This is a genomic window from Salipiger marinus, assembly GCF_035481585.1.
GTDB classification, from domain to species: Bacteria; Pseudomonadota; Alphaproteobacteria; order Rhodobacterales; family Rhodobacteraceae; genus Salipiger; species Salipiger marinus.
This window is the reverse complement of the sequence record NZ_JAYKSL010000007.1, coordinates 164,575-188,502: the sequence shown is the minus strand read 5'-3', so window position 1 is coordinate 188,502 and position 23,928 is coordinate 164,575. Positions and strand designations below refer to the sequence as shown.

Annotated in this window: 22 protein-coding genes; 7 read left to right on the top strand and 15 right to left on the bottom strand. The window is 66.5% G+C overall.

The window, feature by feature from the left end; all coding sequences use genetic code 11:
- Window positions 1-160 precede the first annotated feature (160 nt).
- From VK682_RS11670 to VK682_RS11645, 6 genes are read left to right on the top strand one after another with little or no spacing between them, the layout of a single operon-like run.
- Complete coding sequence (locus VK682_RS11670; RefSeq protein WP_324781936.1) at window positions 161-1,138, top strand: tripartite tricarboxylate transporter substrate binding protein; 978 nt, start codon at window positions 161-163, stop codon at window positions 1,136-1,138.
- A 58-nt stretch (window positions 1,139-1,196) separates the two neighbouring features.
- Entirely contained in the window at window positions 1,197-1,682 is a 486-nt protein-coding gene (locus VK682_RS11665) for a tripartite tricarboxylate transporter TctB family protein (protein WP_324781935.1), read from the top strand.
- Window position 1,683: 1 nt separating this feature from the next.
- Window positions 1,684-3,156, top strand: a complete 1,473-nt coding sequence (locus VK682_RS11660; protein ID WP_324781934.1) for a tripartite tricarboxylate transporter permease — start codon at window positions 1,684-1,686, stop codon at window positions 3,154-3,156.
- The gene (locus tag VK682_RS11655) at window positions 3,153-3,881 is read left to right on the top strand and encodes a FadR/GntR family transcriptional regulator (protein ID WP_324781932.1); all 729 of its coding nucleotides are present in this window, start codon (window positions 3,153-3,155) and stop codon (window positions 3,879-3,881) included. The genes VK682_RS11660 and VK682_RS11655 overlap by 4 nt, the downstream gene beginning before the upstream one ends.
- A gap of 12 nt (window positions 3,882-3,893) precedes the next feature.
- On the top strand, window positions 3,894-5,357 hold the full coding sequence (locus VK682_RS11650; protein ID WP_324781931.1) for a sulfatase family protein: 1,464 nt from the start codon (window positions 3,894-3,896) through the stop codon (window positions 5,355-5,357).
- A gap of 19 nt (window positions 5,358-5,376) precedes the next feature.
- Window positions 5,377-6,333 (top strand): formylglycine-generating enzyme family protein, encoded by a 957-nt coding sequence (locus VK682_RS11645; RefSeq protein ID WP_324781930.1) that lies wholly within the window; start codon window positions 5,377-5,379, stop codon window positions 6,331-6,333.
- Between the two features lie 583 nt (window positions 6,334-6,916).
- Here VK682_RS11645 and VK682_RS11640 read toward each other — a convergent pair.
- The gene (locus VK682_RS11640) at window positions 6,917-7,312 is read right to left on the bottom strand and encodes a rhodanese-like domain-containing protein (RefSeq protein ID WP_324781929.1); all 396 of its coding nucleotides are present in this window, start codon (window positions 7,310-7,312) and stop codon (window positions 6,917-6,919) included.
- A 147-nt stretch (window positions 7,313-7,459) separates the two neighbouring features.
- Here VK682_RS11640 and VK682_RS11635 point away from each other — a divergent pair, with 147 nt between their 5' ends.
- Complete coding sequence (locus VK682_RS11635; RefSeq protein WP_324781928.1) at window positions 7,460-8,431, top strand: 2-hydroxyacid dehydrogenase; 972 nt, start codon at window positions 7,460-7,462, stop codon at window positions 8,429-8,431.
- Here the strand turns inward: VK682_RS11635 and VK682_RS11630 are convergent.
- From VK682_RS11630 to VK682_RS11565, 14 genes are all read right to left on the bottom strand, one after another.
- Window positions 8,428-9,339 carry a LysR family transcriptional regulator gene (locus tag VK682_RS11630; RefSeq protein ID WP_324781927.1) on the bottom strand — a complete coding sequence of 304 codons (912 nt, stop codon included), beginning with the start codon at window positions 9,337-9,339 and terminating at the stop codon, window positions 8,428-8,430. The genes VK682_RS11635 and VK682_RS11630 overlap by 4 nt on opposite strands.
- 39 nt (window positions 9,340-9,378) lie before the next feature.
- Window positions 9,379-10,899, bottom strand: coding sequence for a tripartite tricarboxylate transporter permease (locus VK682_RS11625; RefSeq protein ID WP_324781926.1), 1,521 nt, complete (start codon window positions 10,897-10,899; stop codon window positions 9,379-9,381).
- An 11-nt stretch (window positions 10,900-10,910) separates the two neighbouring features.
- Window positions 10,911-11,369 (bottom strand): tripartite tricarboxylate transporter TctB family protein, encoded by a 459-nt coding sequence (locus VK682_RS11620; protein WP_324781925.1) that lies wholly within the window; start codon window positions 11,367-11,369, stop codon window positions 10,911-10,913.
- 54 nt (window positions 11,370-11,423) lie between these two features.
- A complete protein-coding gene (locus tag VK682_RS11615; protein WP_324781924.1) occupies window positions 11,424-12,368 on the bottom strand; it encodes a tripartite tricarboxylate transporter substrate binding protein in 945 nt (314 codons plus the stop codon).
- Window positions 12,369-12,480: 112 nt separating this feature from the next.
- A complete protein-coding gene (locus VK682_RS11610) occupies window positions 12,481-12,819 on the bottom strand; it encodes a carboxymuconolactone decarboxylase family protein (protein ID WP_324781923.1) in 339 nt (112 codons plus the stop codon).
- A 48-nt stretch (window positions 12,820-12,867) separates the two neighbouring features.
- Window positions 12,868-14,079, bottom strand: a complete 1,212-nt coding sequence (locus VK682_RS11605; RefSeq protein WP_324781922.1) for a mandelate racemase/muconate lactonizing enzyme family protein — start codon at window positions 14,077-14,079, stop codon at window positions 12,868-12,870.
- A 132-nt stretch (window positions 14,080-14,211) separates the two neighbouring features.
- On the bottom strand, window positions 14,212-16,125 hold the full coding sequence (locus tag VK682_RS11600) for an AMP-binding protein (RefSeq protein WP_324781921.1): 1,914 nt from the start codon (window positions 16,123-16,125) through the stop codon (window positions 14,212-14,214).
- Between the two features lie 210 nt (window positions 16,126-16,335).
- On the bottom strand, window positions 16,336-17,922 hold the full coding sequence (locus VK682_RS11595; RefSeq protein ID WP_324781920.1) for a gamma-glutamyltransferase: 1,587 nt from the start codon (window positions 17,920-17,922) through the stop codon (window positions 16,336-16,338).
- A 38-nt stretch (window positions 17,923-17,960) separates the two neighbouring features.
- Window positions 17,961-19,202, bottom strand: a complete 1,242-nt coding sequence (locus VK682_RS11590) for an MFS transporter (RefSeq protein WP_324781919.1) — start codon at window positions 19,200-19,202, stop codon at window positions 17,961-17,963.
- 47 nt (window positions 19,203-19,249) lie between these two features.
- A complete protein-coding gene (locus VK682_RS11585; RefSeq protein WP_324781918.1) occupies window positions 19,250-19,993 on the bottom strand; it encodes an SDR family NAD(P)-dependent oxidoreductase in 744 nt (247 codons plus the stop codon).
- Window positions 19,990-21,000 carry an ABC transporter ATP-binding protein gene (locus VK682_RS11580; protein ID WP_324781917.1) on the bottom strand — a complete coding sequence of 337 codons (1,011 nt, stop codon included), beginning with the start codon at window positions 20,998-21,000 and terminating at the stop codon, window positions 19,990-19,992. The genes VK682_RS11585 and VK682_RS11580 overlap by 4 nt, the downstream gene beginning before the upstream one ends.
- Window positions 20,997-22,052, bottom strand: a complete 1,056-nt coding sequence (locus tag VK682_RS11575; protein ID WP_324781916.1) for an ABC transporter ATP-binding protein — start codon at window positions 22,050-22,052, stop codon at window positions 20,997-20,999. The genes VK682_RS11580 and VK682_RS11575 overlap by 4 nt, the downstream gene beginning before the upstream one ends.
- Window positions 22,049-22,891 carry an ABC transporter permease gene (locus VK682_RS11570; protein ID WP_324781915.1) on the bottom strand — a complete coding sequence of 281 codons (843 nt, stop codon included), beginning with the start codon at window positions 22,889-22,891 and terminating at the stop codon, window positions 22,049-22,051. The genes VK682_RS11575 and VK682_RS11570 overlap by 4 nt, the downstream gene beginning before the upstream one ends.
- Window positions 22,888-23,892 carry an ABC transporter permease gene (locus tag VK682_RS11565; protein ID WP_324781914.1) on the bottom strand — a complete coding sequence of 335 codons (1,005 nt, stop codon included), beginning with the start codon at window positions 23,890-23,892 and terminating at the stop codon, window positions 22,888-22,890. Before VK682_RS11565 ends, VK682_RS11570 begins: the two co-directional genes overlap by 4 nt.
- Between the last annotated feature and the right edge of the window lie 36 nt (window positions 23,893-23,928).

Genomic DNA, 23,928 nt, shown 5'->3' with positions numbered 1-23,928 from the left:
GGTGAACTCCGTCTTGGCGGTGCGGCGGGGGCGATCCTGCTCCGACAGCAGCGGCTGATTTTTGCGGGGTCCAAAACTGGTCTGGACAGATAACAAGAATCATTCATATTGGTTGGACCTTTTCGGCGCAAGAGCGGGAAAGCCAACAGGGAGGACTGTTATGTCGACGAACACCCGGAAGGCGGGCGTGAGCCGCCGTGCCTTTGCCATCGGAGCGGGAGCGGCCCTTGCCGCCGGACATCTTGCAGGGGCGGCACACGCCCAAGGATTTCCGTCGCGGCCTGTCAAGATCATCGTGCCGTTCAAACCCGGCGGGCGCACCGATGTGGTGGCGCGGATGCTGGCGGAGAAAATCCAGTCGAATGGCTGGCTGTCGCAGCCCATGGCCATCGTGAACGCGGATGGCGGCGCCGGCAGCAACGCCGTCAACCTGATGGGACGCGACGCGCCTGACGGCCAGACCATCCTGCACTGGCAGCATCAGCTTCTGATCGCGATCGCCATGGATCTGGGCAATTTCAGCTTGGGCGAGTTCAAATCCATCGGCTATACCGGCGGCGGCAGCCCGGTCTGGACCGTCAGCGAAGACAGCCCCTATCAGACGCTCGACGATCTGGTGACCCATCTCAAGGACAATCCCCGCGGGCTGGTCGAGGCGGTGGGCATCGGCACCATCCCGCATTTTGTCGGCGCCATGCTGGCCAATGCCGCCGGGTTCGAAACGCGCTACGTCACCGCCAATTCCGGGGCTGACCGTCTGCGGATGATCCTTGGCGGCAATGCCGATATCGCGCTGTTCGCGGCCTCGGAATATCTGGCCCAGCAGGAAGGTCTGCGGCCGCTGGTCTATTTCGGCACCGAACGGCTGGCGCAGCTGCCCGATGTGCCGACGGCCACGGAACTCGGCTATGACGTGACATGGGCGAATCCGAACTGGTGGCTGGCCCCGGCGGATACCCCTGACGAGCACGTGGCGATGCTTGCCGAAGCTCTGGAAAAGGCCATCGCCGATCCCGAGATCGTCCAGTATTTTCAGGACAACACGCTGGAGGCCTACTGGATGGGCCCCGAGGAATCTGCCGCCGACGCGCAGAAGACGCTCGACCGGCTCAAGGAAATTGCCGCGACCATCGGTTGAGGCAGAGGCTCTCTCCGCAGGGCGCGGTGGCGCCCTGCCCGGACAGGCGGAGGCAAGAATGACCCCCATAACGAGACGCGCAGCTGGCGACCTGCTGCTGGCGGCGCTGTGCATCGCAGGTGCGGCGCTGCTGCTGGCGGGGGCCGCAAGCCTGCCGCCGCCCCGGTTCGAACCGCTGGGATCGGCGGCGATGCCGCGCGCGCTGGCGGTGGTGCTGATCGTGCTGTCGCTGCTGATGGCGGGCCGGTCGCTGGTCACGCTGCGCCGCCCGGGGCCCACCCCCGACGACGACCTGCCGCAGCCCGAGGGCACCCGGCAGGGGCGGTCGGTGCTGACCTTTCTGGCGCTGGTCGCCTATGTCGCGGCGCTGGATCTGGGACGGGTGCCGTTCTGGATCGCCACCATGGTGTTTCTGGCCGCCATCGGGCTGATCCTGACCGGCGGCAACCTGCGGGCAGGGGCGGTCTATGCGGTGCTGGGGGCGGCACTTGGCGCGGCGCTGGCCTGGGCGTTCCAGAATTTCCTTTACATCTCGCTGGGGTAACATGACCGACGCATTTCTTGCCCTGATGGACTGGCATCTGGTGATGCTGCTGGTGGCGGGCACTGGGCTTGGCATCGTGATCGGCGCCATTCCGGGGCTCACCGCCACCATGCTGATCGCGCTGACCCTGCCGCTGACCTTCCACATGGAACCGGTGGCAGCGATCACGCTGCTGATCGGGGAATATGTGGGCGGCATTTCCGGCGGGCTGATCACCGCGATCCTGCTGCGGATGCCGGGCACGCCCTCGTCCATCGTCACCACCTTTGACGGCTATCCCATGGCGCAGTCGGGCCGGGCCGAGCGGGCGATCGCGCTTGGCATCATGGCCTCGGTGGCGGGCGGGCTGGTGTCATGGGCGTTTCTGGCGGGCATGTCCCCGGCGCTGGCGCATTTTGCGCTGCAGTTCGGGCCGTGGGAATATTTCATGCTGGTGCTGATGGCGCTGCTGATGCTGGCGGCGCTGACGCAGGGATCGCTGGTCAAGGGGCTGCTGGCCGCAGCGCTTGGCATGGCCTTTGCGCTGCCCGGGGTCGACAATTCGGTGGGCCGGGCGCGGCTGACCTTTGACACGGATTTCCTGCTGTCGGGCTTCGGGCTGCTGCCGGTGCTGATCGGCGCCTTTGCCATCTCGCAGATCCTGCGCGATGCGGCGGCGCCGCCCATGCCGAACATGCCGGTGCCCAAGGGCCGCCTGCCGGTGCAGGCCGGGGATCTGCGCACCCATGGCCCCAACATGCTGCGGTCGTCGCTGATCGGCACATGGATCGGGCTGCTGCCGGGGATCGGTGGCAATATCGCGGCACTGGTCAGCTACACCACCGCCAAGCAGATGTCGCGCGAGCCGGAAAAGTTCGGCACCGGACATGAAGCGGGTGTGGTGGCGGGCGAGACCGCCAACAACGCCGCCATCGGCGGCGCGCTGATCCCGCTGATCACCATGGGCATTCCGGGATCGGTGACCGAGGCGATCCTGATCGGCGCGCTGACCATCCACCAGCTGCAGCCCGGTCCGCTGCTGTTCCAGAACTCGCCGGAAATCGCCTATGGGATCATCGCGGCCTATCTGCTGGCCAATGTGGTGATGCTGGTGCTGATGTGGGGGGCGGTGCGCTGGATCGCGCAGCTGGTCCGTCTGCCGCGCGCGGGGCTGATGGGGGTCATCCTGATCTTCTGCGTGACCGGGTCCTATGCCGTCAATTCCAGCTTCGCCGATGTCTGGGTGATGATCGGCTTCGGGCTGGTCGGGCTGGGGCTGGAGGCGGCGCGGGTGCCGCTTGGTCCCTTCGTGATCGGCTTCGTGCTGGCCCCCATCGCCGAAGAACAGCTGCGCGCCTCGCTGATGCTGGCGGATGGCAACTGGCTCGACGTGCTGCACCGCCCTTGGGCGCTGCTGTTTCTGGCACTGGCGCTGGTCACGCTGATCTGGCCGCCCTATGCCGCGCGGATGGCAAGACGGAGAGCCCGGACATGAGCGTATTGGACCTTCCCGGCGGCGGGCGCCGCTATCTGCAGGTGGCGCAGCTGCTGGCGGATCAGATCACCGCAGGCGCGTATCGTGCTGGCCAGCGGTTGCCGCCCGAACGGGATCTGGCGACGCAGCTGGATGTCAGCCGCACCACCGTGCGCGAGGCGCTGCTGGCGCTGGAGATCATGCGCTTCATCGAGATCAGGGTGGGATCGGGCGTTTTTGTGCTGTCCGAACATCTGCGCGAGGCAGAGCGCGGCCAGCTTGCCGTCAAGGGCGAAACCGGCCCCTATGAGGTGCTGGAGGCGCGGCGCATGGTCGAGGGCCAGTCCGCCTATCTGGCGGCGCAGCGCGCCACCGAGGCCCAGCTTGACGCGATCGAAGCGCGGCTGCGCCGGATGGAAGAAGCGATCCATGACGTGCCCGCCTATGACGCGGCGGATGCGGAATACCACGCGCTGATCGCCGAGGCTTCGGGCAACAGCGTGCTGGTCACCTATGTCGGCCATCTGTGGCGGATGCGCAATTCGGCGCTGTGGCGGCGCTGGTATGGCCAGACCCGCTCGGTCGAGAACCGCCGCCGCACGGTCGAGGATCACCGCGTGATCTGCCGTGCCCTGCGCCGCCGCCGCCCCGAGGCCGCGATGTCGGCCATGCAGCTGCATATCGATGTCCTGACGGACCGCCTGATGGAATTGCAGCTTTCTCCCCCAGACCAGACCGAAGACTGAAGGACAGCAGGAATGACTCAGACCGACGCCAGACCGGATATCGTGGTCATCATCACGGACCAGCAGCGCTATGACACGATCCGCGCGCTGGGGTTCGACCATATGGACACGCCCAATATCGACCGGCTGGTGGAGCGCGGCGTCAGCTTCACGCAATGCCATGTCACCGCGCCCTCCTGCGTGCCCTGCCGGGCGAGCCTGTTCACCGGCTATTACCCGCATACCAATGGCGTCTATGCCAATGGCCAGCCGTGGAGCCGCAGCTGGGTCGAGGATCTGCGCAGCTCCGGCTATCGCACGGTGAACATCGGCAAGATGCACACCATCCCCTATGACGCCAAGGCGGGCTTCGACGAACGGTTCGTGGTCGAGAACAAGGACCGCTACATGGAGGGCCGCTGGTTCTTCGACGAGTGGGACAAGGCGCTGGCCAGCCACGGTCTGCGCAAGCAGCAGCGCGAGGATTACCGCAAGCGCGAGGATTACCGCGACCGGCTCGGGGCCTTCACATGGGATCTGCCCGCCGCGCTGCAGTCGGACAATTACGTGGGCGGCGTCACGCAGTGGTGGCTGGAGACAAAGCCGGTGGTGGAGCCGCTGTTTCTGGTGGTGGGGTTTCCCGGGCCGCATCCGCCCTATGATCCCACCCCCGAGCTTGCGGAAAAATACATGGCGCGCGATCTGCCCCTGCCGCAGGTCACCCCCGAGGAACTGGAGGATCTGCATCCGGCGTGGAAGGAAAAGCGCCTGCATGACGTCGAGGTGGATCACGATTCCGTCGCGTGGAAACTCGATCCCACGCCCGAGGAACTGCACCGCCAGCGCGCCTATTATTACGCGAATGTCGAACTGATCGACACGCAGGTCGGCCAGATCCTCGACACGCTGGAGCGGCGCGGGCGGCTCGACAACACGATCATCGTCTTCACCTCGGATCACGGCGACAATCTGGGCGATCACGGGCTCAGCCAGAAATGGGCGCCTTATGACCAGATCACCCGCGTGCCGCTGATCGTCTGCGCGCCGGAGCGGTTCGCGGGCGGGCGGCAGGTGGACGGGCTGGTGCAGCTTTTTGATCTGGGGCCGACCATCCTTGAATGGGCGGGGCTGAGTCCCGATCCCAGGCTGGAGGCGGAAACGCTGGCCCCCGCGCTGGAAGGGGCAGAGTTTGCCGGGCGCGATGCGGTGTTCTGCGAACAGGGCGGCGATGTGAACATGACCGGCACCAGCCTGCTGACCATGATCCGCACCCACACGCACAAGATGGTGCTGTTCCACGGCGCGACGGACGGTCAGCTGTTCGATCTGCAGGACGACCCCGGCGAGCAGCGCAACCGGTGGGACGATCCCGCCTGTCAGGGGATCAAGGCCGATCTGAAGGCGAGGATGCTCGACTGGCATATCGACAGCGGCTGGCGCACCCGCGACGCGCGGCGCGGCATCGTGGCCCCCGCTGGCGAAAGAAGCTGGCAGTGACGGCGGGGCGGGGCTGAGCATGGCGAAGACGACCTGCTGCGGGGCGGCGCGCCCCGCTGCCGCGGCCCCGGGCTGGCAGGCGGCGGCGGAGGCGGTGCCCCGGGCCAATCCCGCGCGGGCGGCAGATCTGCGCGCCCGGCTCCGCCCCATCCCGGGCGGCTTCTTCGACATGGGCGCGCGCAGGCCGCGCTTTGCCGCCGATCTGGACAGCCCGCGCCGCCGGGTGAAGCTGCAGCCCTTCCTGATCTCGCCGCATGTGGTCAGCACCGCCGACTTTGCCCGCTTCGTCGCGGCGACGGGCTGGCGCACCCTTGCCGAAACCGAGGGCTGGAGCTTCGTGTTCCACCTGTTTCTGGGGGACCGGGCCAAATCCTTTCGCAGCCCGCCGGGGCTCGACTGGTGGCGGGCCGTGCCGGGCGCCTGCTGGTCCGCGCCCGAGGGCCCGGGCAGCAGCATCGCCGGGCGCGAGGATCACCCGGTGCTGCATGTGTCATGGTTCGACGCGCTGGCCTATTGCACATGGGCCGGGCTGCGCCTGCCCACCGAGGCAGAGTGGGAGCGGGCCGCGCGCGGCGGGCAGGCGCGGCGCAAGTTTCCATGGGGCGACGAGCTTGTGCCCGGCGGCACGCATCGCATGAACATCTGGCAGGGCACATTCCCGCATCACAACAGTGCCGAGGACGGGTTCGTGGGCACGGCGCCGGTCGATGCCTTTGCGCCCAATGGCTACGGTCTTTACAACATGACCGGCAATGTCTGGGAATGGGTGGCCGACCGCTTCGGCCCGCCCGCCCCAGGGCCGCAGCCTCTGGTCGATCCGGAAGGCCCCGCCAGCGGCTCCGCCCGCGTCCAGCGCGGCGGATCCTACCTGTGTCATCTCAGCTATTGCGACCGCTATCACGTGCATTCCCGCACCGGCAATCCGCCCGACAGCACCACCGGCAATCTCGGCTTCCGGGTCGCGGCCTCGGTCTGACGGCAGGGACGGTTGCGGATGGACCCAGGTCTTCGCCTTGATCGGGTCTGCGCCGGGGGGGCGGGGTGACAAAGGTCTGCCTTTGCCTGCAGCCCCCAAGCCCCTGCGTCACGGACGGGAACAGGAACCAGAAACAGGCCTGTTGCCGCCTGCGCACGCACCTTTTCCGTCACTGCCGATTTGAGGCGAGCCCGATTTTCGCCGGTCCCCTAAGCCTCTGGCGCTCTGGCATCGGGTCCACTTTGCCTCCACGCATGACGCTGCAGACAAGGCCCCTGCGGAACAGCCAGAGCCCGGTTGGGTCCGTTTGCACGTCTGGTGACAGGGCGGTGTCCGAAGCCTGCGGCACCGCGCGTTTCGCTGACGGCGTGGTGCCGGCCTTCCTGTTCAAAGGAAGCTCTCGCACCAGATCTGGCTCTGCGAGACGAGGATGGGTCGGCGCTCCACTGCGCTGCGCCAACCATCGGATCTGCCCGTGCGCATGGCTTCGGCCATGGTCATCGAAGCGGGCCTCCTGCATCCCGCGCAACGGAACCCGCAGGTTGATGGCTCACCCTCTGGACTTCGGGCCGCCCCGGAGCAGCTATCTTGCGGCCACGTCCTCGACCGCACCCTCCGCTTTCTTCCAAGCAGAAAAGCCGCCTTCAAGATGGCAGACCGGGTGCAGCCCCATGTCCTGAGCGGCCTTGGTGGCCAGCGCCGAGCGCCAGCCGCTGGCGCAGTAAAAGACGATCCGCTTGCCGCTTGCGAAGACCGGCTTGTGATAGGGGCTTTCGGGATCGATCCAGAATTCCAGCATGCCGCGCGGGCAGTTGAAGGCGCCGGGAATGCGGCCCTCCCGTTCCAGTTCCCGGCGGTCGCGCAGGTCTACGAACTGGACGCCGTCATCGTCCAGCAGCGGTTTCGCCGCCGCAACGGGCAGGGTTTCGATGTCTGCTTCTGCTTCGGCGATCAGCGCCTTGTAGCCTCGGGTGATCATTCTGTGACGCTCCTCTCTCCGCATCGACTATCGCGCGGTTCGCTCCGGTGATCCAGACTGCTGGCGGTATCGGTCAATGCGGAAACGCGATTGGACTTGCGCGGGGCATCGCTGCAGATGGAGGGCATCCTGAAAGGACAGTGATCCATGGCACCCGAGATGTTCCCGCACATGCACCCGGCACAGCGCTGGCGGGTGTTGATACCACGCCCGCTGACCCCGGAGGCCGAGCGCGTCGCCGGAACGCGGTTCAACCTGCGGCTGGCGTCGCGCCCGCTGTCGGTCGCGGAAACCCTTGAGGGCGCGCGCGCCCATGACGCGCAGGGCATGATCATCGGAACCAACCTGACCCTGTCCGCAGAAACCATCGCGGCCCTGCCCGCAGGGCTTTGCGTGATCGCGACCACAGGGGCCGGGCTGGATCATATCGACCTTGACGCGGCGCGGGCGCGCAATATCGCCATTCACAACGTGCCGGAAATCGGGGCGGAAGACACTGCGGATCTGACGCTGATGCTGCTGCTCATGGCCTGCCGCCGCGCCACGGAACATGCGGCGACCCTGCGGGCGGGCTGGCCCCGGCGCATGGGATATGCCGAGAAGCTGGGTCTGCGGGTGACCGGCCGCAGGCTCGGGATCGTCGGAATGGGCCGGATCGGGCAGCTTGTGGCCGACCGGGCCAAAGGCTTCGGCATGCAGGTCATGTATCACCAGCGGCGGCCTGCGGCGGGACGGTCCGAGCCGTTTTTTTCGGATCTCGACGCCATGTTGCCCCGTGTCGACACGCTGAGCCTGCATCTGCCCGAGACCGAGATGACGCGAGGCCTGCTGTCCGCCGCGCGGATCGCGCGGATGCCCCACGGGTCGGTGCTGGTGAATGCCGCACGTGGGGGTCTGGTCGATGAAGGCGCGCTGATCGAGGCTCTGGCCTCAGGCCAGCTTGCGGCGGCAGGGCTTGATGTCTTCTGCAGCGAGCCGGGAGGCAATCCCGCGCTGCTTGCCCTGCCGAACGTCGCCGCAACCCCGCATGTCGGATCCGCCACGGAGGAAGCCCGCACGGGCATTGCGCTGCGCTGTCTCGACCTTGTGGAAGAAGAGATGGCGCAGCGGCTTTCCTAGCTTTCCGGCTGGTCCGGATTGGGGAACAGCCCGAGGATCCGGTCATGCACCCGGCGCACCACCGGGTCATTGATGCGCTGCGGGCTGAAGGCCAGCCAGAACTCCGACCGCAGATCGCGGGGCAGGGCGATCTCGCGGTAGACGACATTGGCAAGCTGAAGATCCCGGGCCGATTCCGTGACCAGCGCCACACCTGCATCGACATTCACCAGAGAGAGCATGGTCAGCGTCTCGCCGAAATACTGGACAAAATTCGGCTGCACCCCGGCTTCCACGAACAGGGCCCGGATGCGATCATGGCCATACCAGCCCGCGCCGGGCGAATACATGAGCATGTCGCGCCCTTCGAGATCCCTGAGCGTGAGATCGTCGCGCGTGGCAAGCGGGTGGTCCCGGTAGATCGCCAGCAGATACCGCTCGCGCCGCAACAGGCGGAACTGCAGGCCTTCGCGGCTTGGCGGCGTCCGCAGGATGCCAAGGTCGTGCCGTCCGGAGGTCAGCGCCTGCACCTGATGCAGCGTGAGCATTTCCTGCAGCACGAGGCGGATGGCCGGGAATTCCTGCGACAGCACAGGCACGATCCGGGGCAGCAGGCCCAGAGTGGCGATCGGCACGAACCCCAGCGTGACCGAGCCCTGCTGGCCCGTTGCGACCGCCCGCGCCACCAGCGCGCTGTCTTCGGCCCGGCGCAGCAGATCCCGTGCTTCCAGCAGGAACCGCTCCCCGCCGGGTGTCAGCCGGATCTGCCGCCCCGACCGGTCGAAAAGTTCGATGCCGATCGCATGTTCCAGCTGCTTGATCTGGCGCGACAGCGGCGGCTGGGTCATGTTCAGCCGGTCTGCCGCGCGGTGAAAGTTCATCTCCGAGGCGACCGCGACAAAACACCTAAGCTGCTTGAGTTCGAACATCGTCTGTCTTCCCTCGCGCCGTTCTGCGCCGCCGCCGTCTCACTCCGGGGGCATGGGGGCCTGTGCCGTCCTGCGCTGCCTGCGGCTGCGGGCGACGCGGCCCGCCGCATAAAGCAGCAGATACAGCACCGCAAGCCCGAGGAACAGCGCCGCGACGGGCCGTTCGAGGATGGGAAGGAACTCTCCCCGCGTGGACATCAGCGCGCTGCGCAGGTTCTCCTCGATCATCGGGCCGAGGATGAAACCGAGGATCAGCGGCGCGAACGGGTAGCCGAAGCGCAGCATGCCATAGCCCAGCAGACCGAAGGCCAAGAGCGTCCAGACGTCGAACAGGCGGTTGTTCGCGGCAAAGGCGCCCACGACACACATCACCAAGACCAGAGACAGCAGATAGTGCTTGGGCACCGACAGGATGCGGATGAACAGCCGGATGCCGAAATATTCGAGAAGCAGCATCACGATGGCCGCCAGCAGCAGCGCGGTGAAGATCGTGTAGACCAAGGGACCATTGGTGGTGAAGAGCAGCGGTCCGGGCTGGATGCCGTGGATCAGGAAGCCGCCCAAGAGCAGCGCCGTAACGGAGTCGCCCGGAATACCCAGCGCCATCAGCGGCACAAGCGCGGCCCCGATCCCGGCGTTGTTCGACGTCTCTGACGCGACCAGCCCCTGCGGATTGCCCTTGCCGAAACTGTCGGGATCCTTGGCGGCGCTGCGGGCCGCCATATAGGCCAGCAGGTTCGACGAGGCCGACCCGATCCCCGGCAACAGGCCTACGGCCACGCCGATGGCGCTGGACCGGGTGAAGTTGCTGAACCACGCCCTGAAATCGGCAGAGCTGACGCCAAAGAAGCCGGAGAGGCGGAAGGCGGGCGCCGCTTCCTCCTGCGCGTCCTGCGCACCTTCGGCGTATTTCAGCACCTCGGAAACGGCGAAGATGCCCAAGAGCACCGGCAGCAGCGACAGGCCGCCGTCCAGCGCGTGGATGCCGAAGGTGAACCGGGTATAGGCATCGACGGGCGCGAGACCGATCATCGCCACCAGCAGTCCGATCAGGGCGCTGGCAAGGCCCTTGGCCAGATTGCCGCCCGAAAGCCCGGCGACCAGCGTCAGGGCGAAGACCGCGATGGCAAAATACTCGAAGCTGCCGAACTGCAGCGCAAAGCGCGCCAGCGGCGGCGCGACGAGGAACAGCACCGCACACCCCACCAGCGTGCCCAGAAAGCTGTAGAAGATCGCGATGCCAAGCGCGCGTCCGCCCTCGCCGCGCTGGGTCATCGGGTATCCGTCGAAGGTCGTGGCGATGGAGGAGGGCGTGCCGGGGATGTTGAGCAGGATCGCGGTGATCAGCCCGCCCGAGATGCCGCCGATATAGAGCCCGACCAGCAGCGACAGCGCCGTGACAGGATCCACGCCGAAGGTCAGCGGCAGGCACAGCGCGACTGCCATCGTGGCCGTCAGCCCCGGAATGGCGCCGAAGATGATCCCGACAGCCACGCCGCCGAAGATGGCGAGCAGGGGAGCAAGCGCGAAGACATCGAGAATGCCTGAAAGGTTCTGCATGGTTCTCTCCCTCAGAACGGACCGCGCGGCAGCGGCAGGCCGAACCCGACCCTGAAGATGGCGTGGATCATCCCGGCGGCGACCAGTGCCACGAGAGCAAAGGCCAGCGGCCGCCTGCGTTCGGCCGGGGCGAGCACGCTGATCTGGACGAACAGGAAAGCTGCGGTGCTGGCCAGAAACCCGGCAATCGGCAGGGCGGCGACATAGGCCACGACCGCGGCAAAGGCCCCCCAGACCCGCCAAGTGGATCCGGAGGGGGTGTCGGTTTCGACCTGCTGGCGGCGGCGGAGCGCGGATCCCGCGATGATGGCGGCGCTGAGCACCAGCGCGGCGGAGACAAGTTCCGGGAAGAAGCCGGAATCAACGCCAGTCTTGAACCGCGCCTCGATGCCGCGCGCGATGAGATGGGCACCAGTCCCTACAGCGGCAAGACTTGCCGCGGATACAAGGTCACGACGAAGCTCTGACATGACGTCTCCTTCTTGGGCGCTGCGGGGACTGCGGGGCAGCGGGTGCCCCGCCGGTCAGAACTCGACCTTTTCCATGACGGACAGCACGTCGCGCAGCCGGGCATTGGCGGCGTCGCGGTCCAGCCAGTGCGGCTTCTGGTAGTAGGCCTTGTAGATCTCGTCGGCATAGGCCGCGTCGCCCTCGACGACCTGCTGGATGGCCGCGGCGAAGCTGTCGATCACCTCCGGATCGACGCCCTTCGGGAAAAGGTAGAAATATTCCAGCTGAAGCTCGATGTCGTAGCCCAGTTCCCGGAGCGTCGGCACGTCCGGCAGCACATCGGTGCGTTCTGCCGCCATGGTGGCGAGGATTTTCAGCTCGCCGTTCTCGGCATAGGGCAGGACCTGCCCGATCGGGTTCTGGCTGACATCGACATTGCCGCCCAGAATGGCGGTCAGGCGGCCCGAGGCTCCGCCCACATCGACGAAATTGAACTCCGCTCCCGCCGCGTTCAGCTGGCTGCCGATCAGATAGGTGGTGGCGCCGGTATTTGCAGTGAGGTCGATGCTGCCCGGATCGGCCTTGGAGGCGTCGATCAGATCCTGCATCGACGCCCATGGCGCATCCCCGGCGACACTGATGACCGCGCCCGGCTCCTCTGCCGCGATGCCCACCATGTCGAAATCCTCGAAACTGAAATCCGCCATGCCCGAAGCCGTGCTGGCGAGGAAAGAGGTGTTGAAGAACAGCACCGTCTGCCCATCCGGGTCTGCATCCATGACCTGCCGCGCGGCGATGGTGCCGCCCGCCCCGGTGATGTTGACCACCGGCATGGAGCTTCCGAGGGCCGGTTCAAGGTATTTGGACAGCAGGCGTGCGTTGAAATCCGTATCACCCCCTGCGCCGAAGGGCACGATCACTTGAATAGGCCCGTCCGGCCAGTCGGCGGCGGATGCCGTGCCTGCGGCCAGAGCCAGTGTCGATGCCGCAGCGAGTCCAAAAAGATCACGACGTTTCATGCAGGTCTCCTCCCTGATTTAAGTCTCTGTGCCGGGGCATGGCGCTGCCGCTGCCCGCTCCGCTCCTCCAGCGGGGATGCGATCGGCGTCGCGTGCGCCATGCCGCCTTTTGTCAGCTCGACATCTGGTCGAAGCAGTCGAGCGTTCGCGCCGAATAGACCAGCGCGGCCCCGGCATTCATGGCAATCGCCACGCCAAGCGCTTCGGAAAGTTCTTCCTTGGTGGCGCCATGCTTGATCGCCGCCTCGACATGGCTGGCGATGCAGCCGTCGCAGCGAGTTGTGACGGCCACGGCCAGCGAGATCAGCTCCCGCGTCTTGCCGTCGAGGTGCTGTGCCTTCTCGCCGGAGGTGGCCAGAGCCATGTAGCCCTTGATGGCCTCCGGCGCCGCCTGTGCCAGCTCGCCGACGCGGCCTTTTACGTCCTTGCGGTAGGTTTTCCAGTCCAGCATCGTCTTCTCCTTGCTGCTGTCTCGTGAATGTCGTGAGGTCCGGGCCGCTCAGGCTGCGGGACGGGCCCGGAACAGGCCTGCATCCTGCAGCGGCGGGCGGGCGCGGATGGCCGCCTCCACCGGTTCGATGCCCCAGCCGGGCGTATCCGGCACCTGCAGCATCCCGTCCCTGACCTGCGGGACGGCGGAAAACAGGTCCGCATCCCAAGGCGTCCGGTCGATATCCAGTTCCATGATCCGCAGATTGGGCACGGCGGAGCAGAAATGCGCGTTCATCATCGTGCAGAGATGGCCGTAGAAGTTGTGCGGCGCGACATTGACCTCGAACGCCTCCGCAAGGTTCGCGATCTTCATCGACTGCCAGACCCCGTTCCAGACTGTGTCGACGATGGCGACATCCAGCGCCTGCGCCTGAAAGAAGGGCAGAAACTCGCGGATGCCGATAAAGGTCTCGCCAGTGCTGATCGGATGCGGGCTGCGGGACCGGATATAGGCCAGCGCCTCGGGGCTGTAGCTGTCGATCTCGACCCAGAACAGCGGCAGGTCGGCGATCGCCTGCAGGGCGCGGACATAGCCTTCGGTGCGGAAGTTGAAGTTGAGATCCAGCAGGATCTCCACCTCCGGTCCGGCCCCGTCGATCATCGCTTCAAGATGGGCGCGCAGGTCGCGCAGCAGCTTCGGCGTGGGGTTCAGTTCCGGGTGGAAGGGGGCTGCGAAGCCGGGCCGCCACGAACGCGGGTTCTCGCTGTTTTCGTCCAGCAGAAACAGGTTGGTCTTGGCCGCCTTGTAGCCGCCCTCGCGGGCCTCTTTCCCCGCTTGGCGCACGCCGTCCAGCGTGGTGATCCCGTTGCCATAAACTTTCGGGTGATTGATCCGCCAGGATGCGCAATGCGACCAGTAGACCGGCACCGCCGGACGCATCCGCCCGCCCAGCAGTTCGAAACAGGGCACGCCCAGCACTTTCGCCTTCGCGTCGAGCAGCGCGTTTTCCAGCGCGCCGATGCCCTGCGACGCGATGCCCCCGGCTGCCGGGCGGATCAGGCAGTAGGCCTCGGCGTGAAAGCGTTCGTGATCCATGACCGACAGGCCGATCAGCCGGTTCCCCAGCTTCGCAATGACCTCCGACACGCCCGGAGAGCCGAAGCCTTCGTCATATTCGCTCCAGCCGATGGTGCCGTCCTCGGTCGTGACCTTGCAGAAGTAGTAATTCCGCCAGCCCGCGTCGCAGCTGAGCGTCTCGACCTTTGCGATCTTTGTCATGGGTCCCCTCCATTCCTGCCGGACGTGCCAAGGGCCGTCCTTCATTTCCTGCTCGTCCGGTGTGGGGCGAGCGCCGATGTCACTGCCATTCCCGATGCCAAGCGGCACGCGGATCGTGTCGCCCGCGGTCGCCTAGGCGTGGGCTGGCTTGTCCAGATGCGCCCGGAGCGCGCTGCGGATCTCGTCGAGGATCTGCGGCTCCTCGAGGGCGGGAGGCACCCGGACCTCTTCGCCGTCGGCAAGTTTCTGCATTGTCCCGCGCAGGATCTTGCCGGAGCGCGTCTTTGGCAGCCGGGTGACGCAGAGCGTTTCGCGGAAGGCTGCTACCGGCCCCACCCTGTCGCGGACCAGCGCCACGAGTTCCCGTCCCAGCGTCGCCGCATCGCGGGCCACGCCGTCCTTCAGGACGACAAAGCCAAGCGGCACCTGCCCCTTGAGGTCATCCGCGCGGCCCACGACCGCACATTCCGCCACATCCGGATGGGACGAGATCGCTTCTTCGATGCTGCCGGTGGACAGGCGGTGCCCTGCGACATTGATCACGTCATCGGTGCGCGCCATGATATGGACATAGCCCTCTGCATCCCGGAAGCCGGCGTCAGAGGTCGCGTAATAGCCCGGAAACTCCGCGAAATAGGTCTCGTGATACCTCTCCTTCGCGCCCCAGAGCCCGGTGAACCCGGCGGGCGGAAGGGGAAGCTTGCAGACGATGTTGCCCAGCGTGCCCGGCGGCACCTCGCTTCCTGCATCGTCAAGGACGCGGATGTCGTAACCCGGCATGGGCACCCCCGCGGCGCCGGGCCGGACCGGCAGCAGGCCCAGGCCGACCGGGTTGCCGGTCATCGGCCAGCCGGTTTCGGTCTGCCACCAGTGATCGACGACGGGGCGCCCGAGTTTCTCCCGCGCCCATGCCACGGTGGTCGCATCGGACCGCTCTCCGGCGAGGAACAGCGTCCGGAAGCCGCTCAGGTCATGAGGCGCGATGGCCAGGCCGTCCGGGTCGACCTTGCGGATCGCCCGAAGCGCCGTCGGTGCGGTGAACAGCGCGGCAACCTCATGCTCTGCGATCACCCGCCAGAAGGCGCCCGCATCCGGGGTTCCGGTCGGCTTGCCTTCGTAAAGCACGGTCGCGCAGCCATGCAGCAGAGGCCCGTAACAGATGTAGGAGTGGCCCACGACCCAGCCCACATCGGAGGCGGCCCAGAAGGTCTCGCCCGGTTCAAGTCCATAGTGATGCTCCATGCTCCAGCGCAGCGCCACCATGTGTCCGCCATTGTCCCGGACGACGCCTTTCGGACGTCCGGTCGTGCCGGAGGTGTAAAGGATGTACAGCGGATCCGTCGCCGCCACCGGGACGCAGTCCGTGGTCTCTCCGGCAGCCAGCGCCGCGCCGACCACCGTGGCATAATCCTCGTCACGGCCCGCCAGCAGGTCGCAGCGCTGCCGCTCCCGCTGCAGGATCAGGCAATGCGGCACATCATGCGCCGCCCTGTCCAAGGCGGCGTCGAGCAGCGGCTTGTAGGCCACGATGCGCGCGGGTTCGATGCCGCAGGAGGCCGAGACGATCGCGGCGGGCTTCGCATCGTCAATCCGCAGCGCAAGCTCTTCGGCGGAAAAGCCGCCGAAGACGACGGAGTGGACCGCCCCCAGCCGGGCCGAAGCCAGCATGGCCACCAGCGCTTCCGGCACCATCGGCATGTAGATGAGCACCCGGTCCCCACGTCCGACCCCACGGGCGCGCAGCACCGAGGCCAGCGCCGAGACTTCGGCGAGCAGCCGGTCGTAGCTGTAGACATCCTTTGTCCCGGTGACCGGGCTGTCATAGCGGATCGCCGCACGGGCTCCGTGCCCGGCCCGGACATGCCGGTCGACGCAGTTGTAGCAGGTGTTGCACTGCGCACCCTCGAACCATCGGCCAGACGGAGCCTCGGCCGTCGCGAGGATCTGCGCAGGAGGAACGTCCCAGTCGATCGCTTTTGCGGCCTCTGTCCAGAAGCCTTCAGGATCCTGCCGCCATTCGGCATAGGCTCCGTGATACCTCGTCATGTCCTGTATCCTCCCCGCATCGTCGTTTCGGACTGATGTGCTGTGACGAGACTACGGAGGAGACTGATCCTGATCCAATGCGTTGTCTGGCTTCACTGATACGCCTGAGGTATCAGAGGCGGTGCAGCGCAAAAACCCTCTGAAAATCCGCCTCTCCCTTTGGCCGTCGCGATCTGTCCAAGGCGGGGCTGTTCCCGCGGGACGGCGCGGCTAGACGCCGACCCCGTCCCCGTCTTCATGGACAGCATCGCCCCATGGGGTCATGACCTCGGTCACGCCGCAGTTGCGGGTGCCCTTGCGCATCACGGCTGCGGGCACGGCAAAGGCATAAGGATGCACGGTCGCCTTCGCGGTCTTCACCGGACCAAAGGCCCGCAGCGCCGCCTGCACCGTCTTGGGCAGGGCCTCGTCGACCACCACGCCGCTTGGCCCGGACGCGTCAAGGCGCGGCGTGTGGAAGGCCTCCTCCAGATCCATCCCGAAATCGCACAGGAAGCTGATGAGGTTGGTCACGGCGGGCAGGATCTTGCGCCCGCCCGAAGCGCCGATGGCGAACATCCGGTCGCCGCTCTGGCCAAGGGTGGGGCAGATGTTCATCAGGCAGCGCTTGCCCGGCGCCAGAGAGTTCGGCCTGCCGGGTTCGGGATCAAACCACATGATGCCGTTGTTCAGCAGCATTCCTGTCTGGGGCGAGACGACATGACTTCCGAACATCGACAGCAGCGTCTGGGTCACGTTCACCATATTGCCATGCCGGTCCACCACGCTGAAAGTGGTGGTGCAGGCTGGCGCCTGCGCAACCTCGCCGGTGTCGCCGGAATGGTCCAGCCGGTGGCGGTAGGCGCTGCCAAGCGCGGCGGCCATGCTGGCGTAACTTTCCGGCGAGGGCGCGGCGCCGGGAGTGAAGCCTTCTTCCATCAGCTTCAGCGCCATGACCAGATCGGCCCCGGCGGACAGACCGGACGGCGCGTGGATCACGGCATCGCGGTAGCGGATCCTGCGCGGCGCGCAGGCGGTGGCGCGATAGGCGGCAAGATCGTCCAGCGCCAGCGACCCGCCCTTGGCCTGCACGTCCTCCACCAGCTTCCGGGCGCTTTCGCCCTCATAGAAATCCCGTGCGCCATGCTCCGCAAGGCGCTGCAGCGTCGTGGCATGGGTTTTCTGGTCCAGACGCGCGTCGGAAAGCGCCGTCCAGCCTGCGATGTTGGGCCACTGCCCGTCCACAAGGAAGAGGGCGGCGGCATCGGGATCCTGTGCAAGCTGCCGCGTGGCCGACGCGATCATCAGCGAGGCGTACCAGTCCATCAGCATCCCCTGCTCCGCAAGGGTCACGGCGGGGGCCAGAAGCTCGGACCACGCTACCCGGCCATATCTGCGATGCGCCAGATCCATGCCCGCGACGGTGCCCGGCACGGCGACCGCGGTGGCGCCGTAGACGTTACGATCCTCCTTGACCCGGGTCCACGGAAAAAGGTCACCTGCCTTGTGTCCGGGCTCCAGAGGATAGGTTTCGGGTTTCAGTCCGGCGGGGGCGCGCATGCCGAATTCAATGGTCTCGGCGCGCTGCTCGTCAGCGCGCCAGAGGGTCATCATCCCGCCGCCCATGGGGCCGGACATCCACGGTTCCACCACACCCACGGCGAAAGACGTCGCCACCGCCGCGTCGATGGCATCGCCGCCCGCCGCCAGCACTGCGGCCCCGACCTCCGCCGCCTTGCGGTGCTGCGAGGCGACCACGCCGCCCTCGGTCCAGATCACTTCCTTGCGGATTTTCTGCGTCTTGGAGAAGTTGCTCATGTCCAGTCTTTCGTCATCCTATCGCGCCGTGGCGCCTGTTATGTCCCCGGCGGGTGGCCCCGGCGCTGGCGGGCCCCGATCATAAGCGCCGACCCTGCCAGCACCGGGGCGAGACCCGACAGGATCAGCCCCGTGGCATAGCCGTCGGAGGCGGAGAACACCGCCTGCATCAGCAGCGGACAGGCCACATAGCCGCCGAACAGCACGAAGGTGCCCGCTGCCGTGATCTCGCCCACGCGGCCCTCGGGGGCGGTTTCCGCAAGCCCGGTCAGGAAGACGCCGTTCCACGACACCACCGTGATGCCCGCAAGTGCGGAAAGCAGCACGATCCACGCCGCGCGACTGTTGGGCCCGATGGTGGCCAGCAGCATCATGGTGGCCCCCGACAGGACGCAGAGTCCCGACAGCGCCCGGACGGGATCGCCGATGCGGTCCGACACCCAGCCCATGGCGATCCTGCCTATGACCCCCATGCTTTGCAGCAGGGCAAATCCCGCGCCTGCGGCGGTCAGCGACCAGCCCGCGTGATCGGACAGAAAGACCGGATAGAAGCCCATCAGCACGCCCTGCGCCACGCCAAGACAAAATCCCGCCATCGTCAGGAGCCGCAGCTGGCGCGCGCGCATCAGCAGACCGATCACCCGTACCGGAGCCAGCATCAGATCCCGCATGGGCAGGCCGCGCTCGGGGGGCGGGCTGCTGTCGACCGAGCCCCGCCAGCGGCCAAGCGCTGCGGCGGCAGCAAGTGCCAGTGCCGAGGCTGCGGTCAGCGCCGCCGGGATCCCGCCAAGGTGCAGCGCCACGGCGGGCAGCAGCAGCCCGGCAACAAGCCCGCCAAGCGGCACGCCTGCCTGTTTCACCGAAAAGATGGTCGCGCGGCGGTCCTTTGGCACCACCCGCATCAGCAGGTCAGCGCCCGCCGGGGTCGACGTGCCATAGCCGAGCCCGATCACGAAACCTGCCAGCAACATCCCCTGCCAGTGACCAAGGCCGCAGAGCAGCAGCGCCAGCGCGCTGATGACGCACCCCAGCTGGAGCTGCCGGATTGAGGTGAGCCGGGCAGCAGCCGCTGGCCCCCAGAGAAAGAAGACCATCGATCCGAAGGCCGTGGCAGAGGACAGCTGGCCCACGGCCTCCGGCGGCATGCCGGTCGCCGCCGTCAACGGCAGGCCCAGCAGCGGCAGGGTCCGGCTCATCAGGGCCAGCACTGCCTGCACCAGCGTCACGGTGACCACGACCGGCACCCATGCGGGTGCGGCGGGGCGGCGGAGTTCGGTCACGGGCGGCGGTCCATACGGGCGGCTTCTTTCGGGTCAGCGGGCGCAGCTCAGATCACCCACTGGAACCCGTCAATCTTGATGTCTTCACCTGTCACGAAACAGGGGTCGGACAGGCACAGAAACGCCACGACCTGCGCCACGTCGGCGGGCGTGCCGGTGCGGCCCAGAGAGATGCCCGCCTCCAGATCCGCCTTGCGGGCGCGTATCAGATCATTGGAGCGCTCGGTCTCGATCACGCCGGGGCAGACGGCATTGACCAGCACATGTGGGGCCAGTTCCTTGGCCAAGGCGCGCGTCATGCCCAGAAGGCCTGCCTTCGCCGTGGTATAGGCGAATTTAGACACGGCCGAAGTGACTCCGCCGGTATAGGCGTTGAGCGAGGACATCATGACGATCCTGCCCGCCTGCGCCCGCACCATCCCCGGCGCTGCCGCGCGGGTCCAGTTGAAGGCGCCCTTGAGGTTGATGGCGATGGTGCGGTCAAAGCTTTCTTCGGTGATCTCGCAGATGCCGTCGGTGTTCGACCGCCCCGCATTGTTCACCAGCACTGCCAGCGGACCGGACGCGGCTTCAACTTCGGCCACAACCTCCTGCGCGCGGGCAAAATCGGACACGTCAGCCACGAAGGTGCGGCAGGATCGGCCCATCGCCTCGATCTCGGCCTTGGTCCGGGCAAGATCTTCGGGGATGAGATCGGCCAGCACGATGTCGCAGCCCTGACGGGCCAGTTCATGGGCGCAGCCGCGCCCGATGCCGCGTCCGCCGCCGGTGATGAGGGCTGTCTTTGTCATGCGCGTTCGCTTTCCTTGGCGGTTGGTACGGGCGGAAAGACCTCGCCCGCAAAATGGCAGGCCACGCTTTGCGCGCCCACGATACGGTCGGCGGGATCGTCCTGCCGGCAGACCGGCTGGACATGCGGGCAGCGGCCCTGAAACCGGCAGCCCCGCGGCAGGTTCGACGCATCCGCCGGTTCGCCCTTCAGCCAGAAGTTTTCGGTCACGCGCGGGCCGTTGACCTTGGGAATCGCGGCCAGAAGCGACTGGGTGTAGGGATGTTTGGGGTCATCCATCAGATCCGCGACCGGCCCCATCTCGACGATGCGGCCCAGATACATGACCGCAACGCGGTGGCACATCAGCCGCACCACCGACAGGTCATGCGAAATGAAGATATAGGTCAGATCGAAGGTGTCGCGGAGGTCGCGGAACAGCCGCAGGACCGTGGCCTGCACCGACACGTCAAGGCCCGCCGTGGGCTCGTCGAGGATGACGACCTCGGGATTCAGCATCAGGATGCGGGCAAGGCCCACGCGCCGCTGCTGCCCGCCCGAGATCTCGTGCGGAAAAAGATCGGCATGACCGGCGGGAAGCCCGACCGAGGTCAGGATCTCGGCCACCTTTTTCAGCCGTTCCCGGCGCGGGAGATCGGTGTGAATGATCAGCGGCTCTTCCAGAGACTTGCCGATCTTCCAGCGCGGATCCAGCGAGGCGCCGGGATCCTGATAGGCATATTGCAGCCTGCGGCGCAGTTCGCGGGCCTCGCGCGGGGTGCGGCCCGCGATTTCCTTGCCCGCGAAGGTGATGGATCCCGAACTGGGCGCCTGAATTCCCATCAGCGTCTTGCCGAGCGTGGATTTACCGCACCCGGATTCGCCCACGAGCCCAAGGATTTCGCCTTCTGCAAGATCGAAACTCACCCCGTCCAGGGCCCTGATCTCGCCCAGCTTGCGGGCAAAGGGGCCACGGATCGGAAAGCGGACGGTCAAGTCCGTGACGGTCAGGATTGGCGCGTCGGTCATGCGTGGGCCTCCTTCCGGGCCGGAGCGGCGGCAGTGCTGAACAGCGGATGGACGCAGCGCACGATATGGGCGGGTCCGGCAAGGTCGGCGGGCGGTCGGCTGCGGCAGGCCTCGGTCGCGCGGTCGCAGCGGGTCTGGAACCGGCAGCCCGGCGGCGGGGCGTAAAAGCTGGGGAGTTCTCCCGGAATACCGGTCATTCCGCCGCCGCCTTCTGGAAGCGAGTCCAGCAGCTTTGCGGTATAGGGATGCGTCGGGCGGTTGAAAAACTCCGCCACGGGGGCGGCTTCCACATCCTGACCTGCATACATCACGGTGATCCGGTCGCAGATCTCGTAGGCCGAGCCAAGGTCATGGGTCGTCAGCATGACGGCCACGCCGCGGTCATTGGCAAGATTGCGCAGAAGGCCGAGGATCTGCGCCTGAATCGTCACGTCCAGCGCGGTGGTCGGCTCATCTGCGATGATCAGGTCAGGTTCGGGCAGCAGGGCCATGGCGATCATGAGCCGCTGACGCTGCCCGCCCGACACTTCGTGCGGGTATTTTTTCAGAAGTTGATCGGGGCGGGGAAGCTGGACGAGGTTCAGCATCTCCATGATCTTTTCCCGGTCGGCCCGGCGGCGGGCGGGCGGATAGGGTGTCAGGAGCGTGGGCAGGCGCGAGGGTGCGGCGGCGCGGCGCGGCGACTTCCATTTCATCAGTTCCTCGATCTGCTGGCCGATGGTGAAGACCGGGTTCAGAGAGGTGAAGGGATCCTGCGGGATGAACGTCACGCGGCGGCCCCGGACGGACTGCTGCTGCGCGGCCTGCGTCGCATCCAGCATGTCGATGCCGTCAAAACGGATGCGCCCGCCGCGGATTTCCAGCGAATGCCGGGGCAGGACGCCAAGGATGGCGCTGGCCAGCGTGGTCTTGCCGCAGCCGGATTCTCCGACAAGGCCCATGATCTCGCCCTTGTTCATGGTCATGTTGGCACCGTCGAGGATATGGGCAAAGCTGCCATCCCCGCGGAACCCGAGGGACAGGCCCTCGACGGTCAGGAGAGCGTCGGTCATCGGCTGCCCTTTCTCAGTTTCGGGTCGAGGATGTCGCGCAGGCCGTCCCCCAGCAGGTTGAAGCCCATGACGACCAGAAAGATCGCAAATCCCGGTGCTGCGGCATACCACCATGCCTCGGGCAGGAATTCCCGCGCCTCCGAAATGGTCCGGCCCCATTCGGGGGTGGGCGGCGGTGCGCCAAGTCCAAGAAAGCCAAGCGCGGCGGCAGTGAGGATCGTGGCGCCCATGCCGATGGAGGTGCGCACGATGATCGCGGAGGCGGTGTTGGGCAGGATGTGCAGCACCATCACCCGCCAGTCCGACGCACCAAGCGCCAGCGCCGCCTCGACAAAGGTCTGGGCCTTGAGCGATCTCGTCTCGGCATAGACAAGCCGCGCCCAGAACGGCCAGTAGGTGAGCGACAGCGCAAGGATGACGTTTTCCACCGAGGGCCCGAGGGTCTGGGCAATGGCGATCGCCAGCACGATCTGCGGCACGGCAAGAAACACGTCAGAGGTCCGCATCAGGAACCCGCCCGGAAAACCGCCGTAATAGCCTGCGATCAGCCCGATGGGGACACCGATGGCGACGGACACGCCAACGGCGATCACCGCGATGGTGATGGTGATGCGGGCCCCGAAAAGGATGCGGGAGAACACGTCCGACCCCATGCGGTCTGTGCCGAAAAGATGCTCTGCCGACGGAGGCTCCAGCCGCTGGCTGAGGTGAAAGGCGGTCACGTCCTCGGGATAGGGGGCAAGCCATGGCGCGAGGATCGCCACCAGCACGAGTCCAAGGATCAGCGCGGCCCCAAGCGTGGCGGCCCGGTCCGCCAGAAGGCGTTTCAGAGCGGTCATTTCAGGGTCCTCGGGTCGATGAAGGTGTGGATGATGTCGACAAGCAGGTTCACGCCAATGAACACGACGCCCACGATGATCGAGAAGCCAAGGATCGCCTTGGTGTCCGATTGCAGGATGGACTGCACCGCGTAGGTGCCAAGGCCCGGCCAGTCGAACACGGCTTCAACCACCACGGCGCCCGCAAAAAGCGTGCCGAAGATCAGGCCGATCTGCGTCACGGTGGAGATCAGCGCGTTGCGCAGCACGTATTTCCAGATGATGAGCGGGGTCGGAAATCCCATCGCCCGCTCGTAGAGCACGAAGTTGGAGTTGATGACCTCCAGAACGCCCGCGCGGGTGAAACGGACCAGCGTGGCGGCGGCGGGCAGGGCAAGCGTGATGGCGGGCAGCAGCATGTGGTGCAGCGTGTCCCGGAACGAGGTCCAGTCTCCGGTCAGCACGGAATCGATCAGGTAGAAACCGGTCACCTCATCCGGCCCCCAGCCCGCGATCCGGCCATTGAGCGGGGTCCAGCCCAGCTTGGTCGAGAAGAACATCTGCAGTTCCATCGCCAGCCAGAAACTTGCCACGGCGAGGCCAGAGATCGACAGGAGCCGCAGGGTCTGGTCGATCAGGGAATTGCGCCTCACCGCCGAGATCACCCCGAGCGGAACGCCCAGACCGATGGCGATCACCATCGCCGCCATGGTCAGTTCCAGCGTCGCGGGCAGGCGGTGCAGCAGGTCATCCGCAATCGCGCGCTGCGTATAAAGGCTGTTGCCCAGATCTCCGGTCGCAAGGTCGGCGACATAGCGTCCGAACTGGACGAAAAGCGGCTGGTCAAGGCCCATCTCGGCACGCAGCGCCTGAACCTGCGCTTCGGTCGCGTTCTCGCCCGCCACGATCCGGGCCGGATCGGTCGGGATCACGTTCGAGATGAAGAATACCACGAAGACAAGGCCGAAGAGCGTCGGGATGAACCAGACGAGGCGGGACAGGATGATTTCCAGTCTGCGCATGGAGGTGGCTCCGATCGGGCTGGATATGGGCGTGCT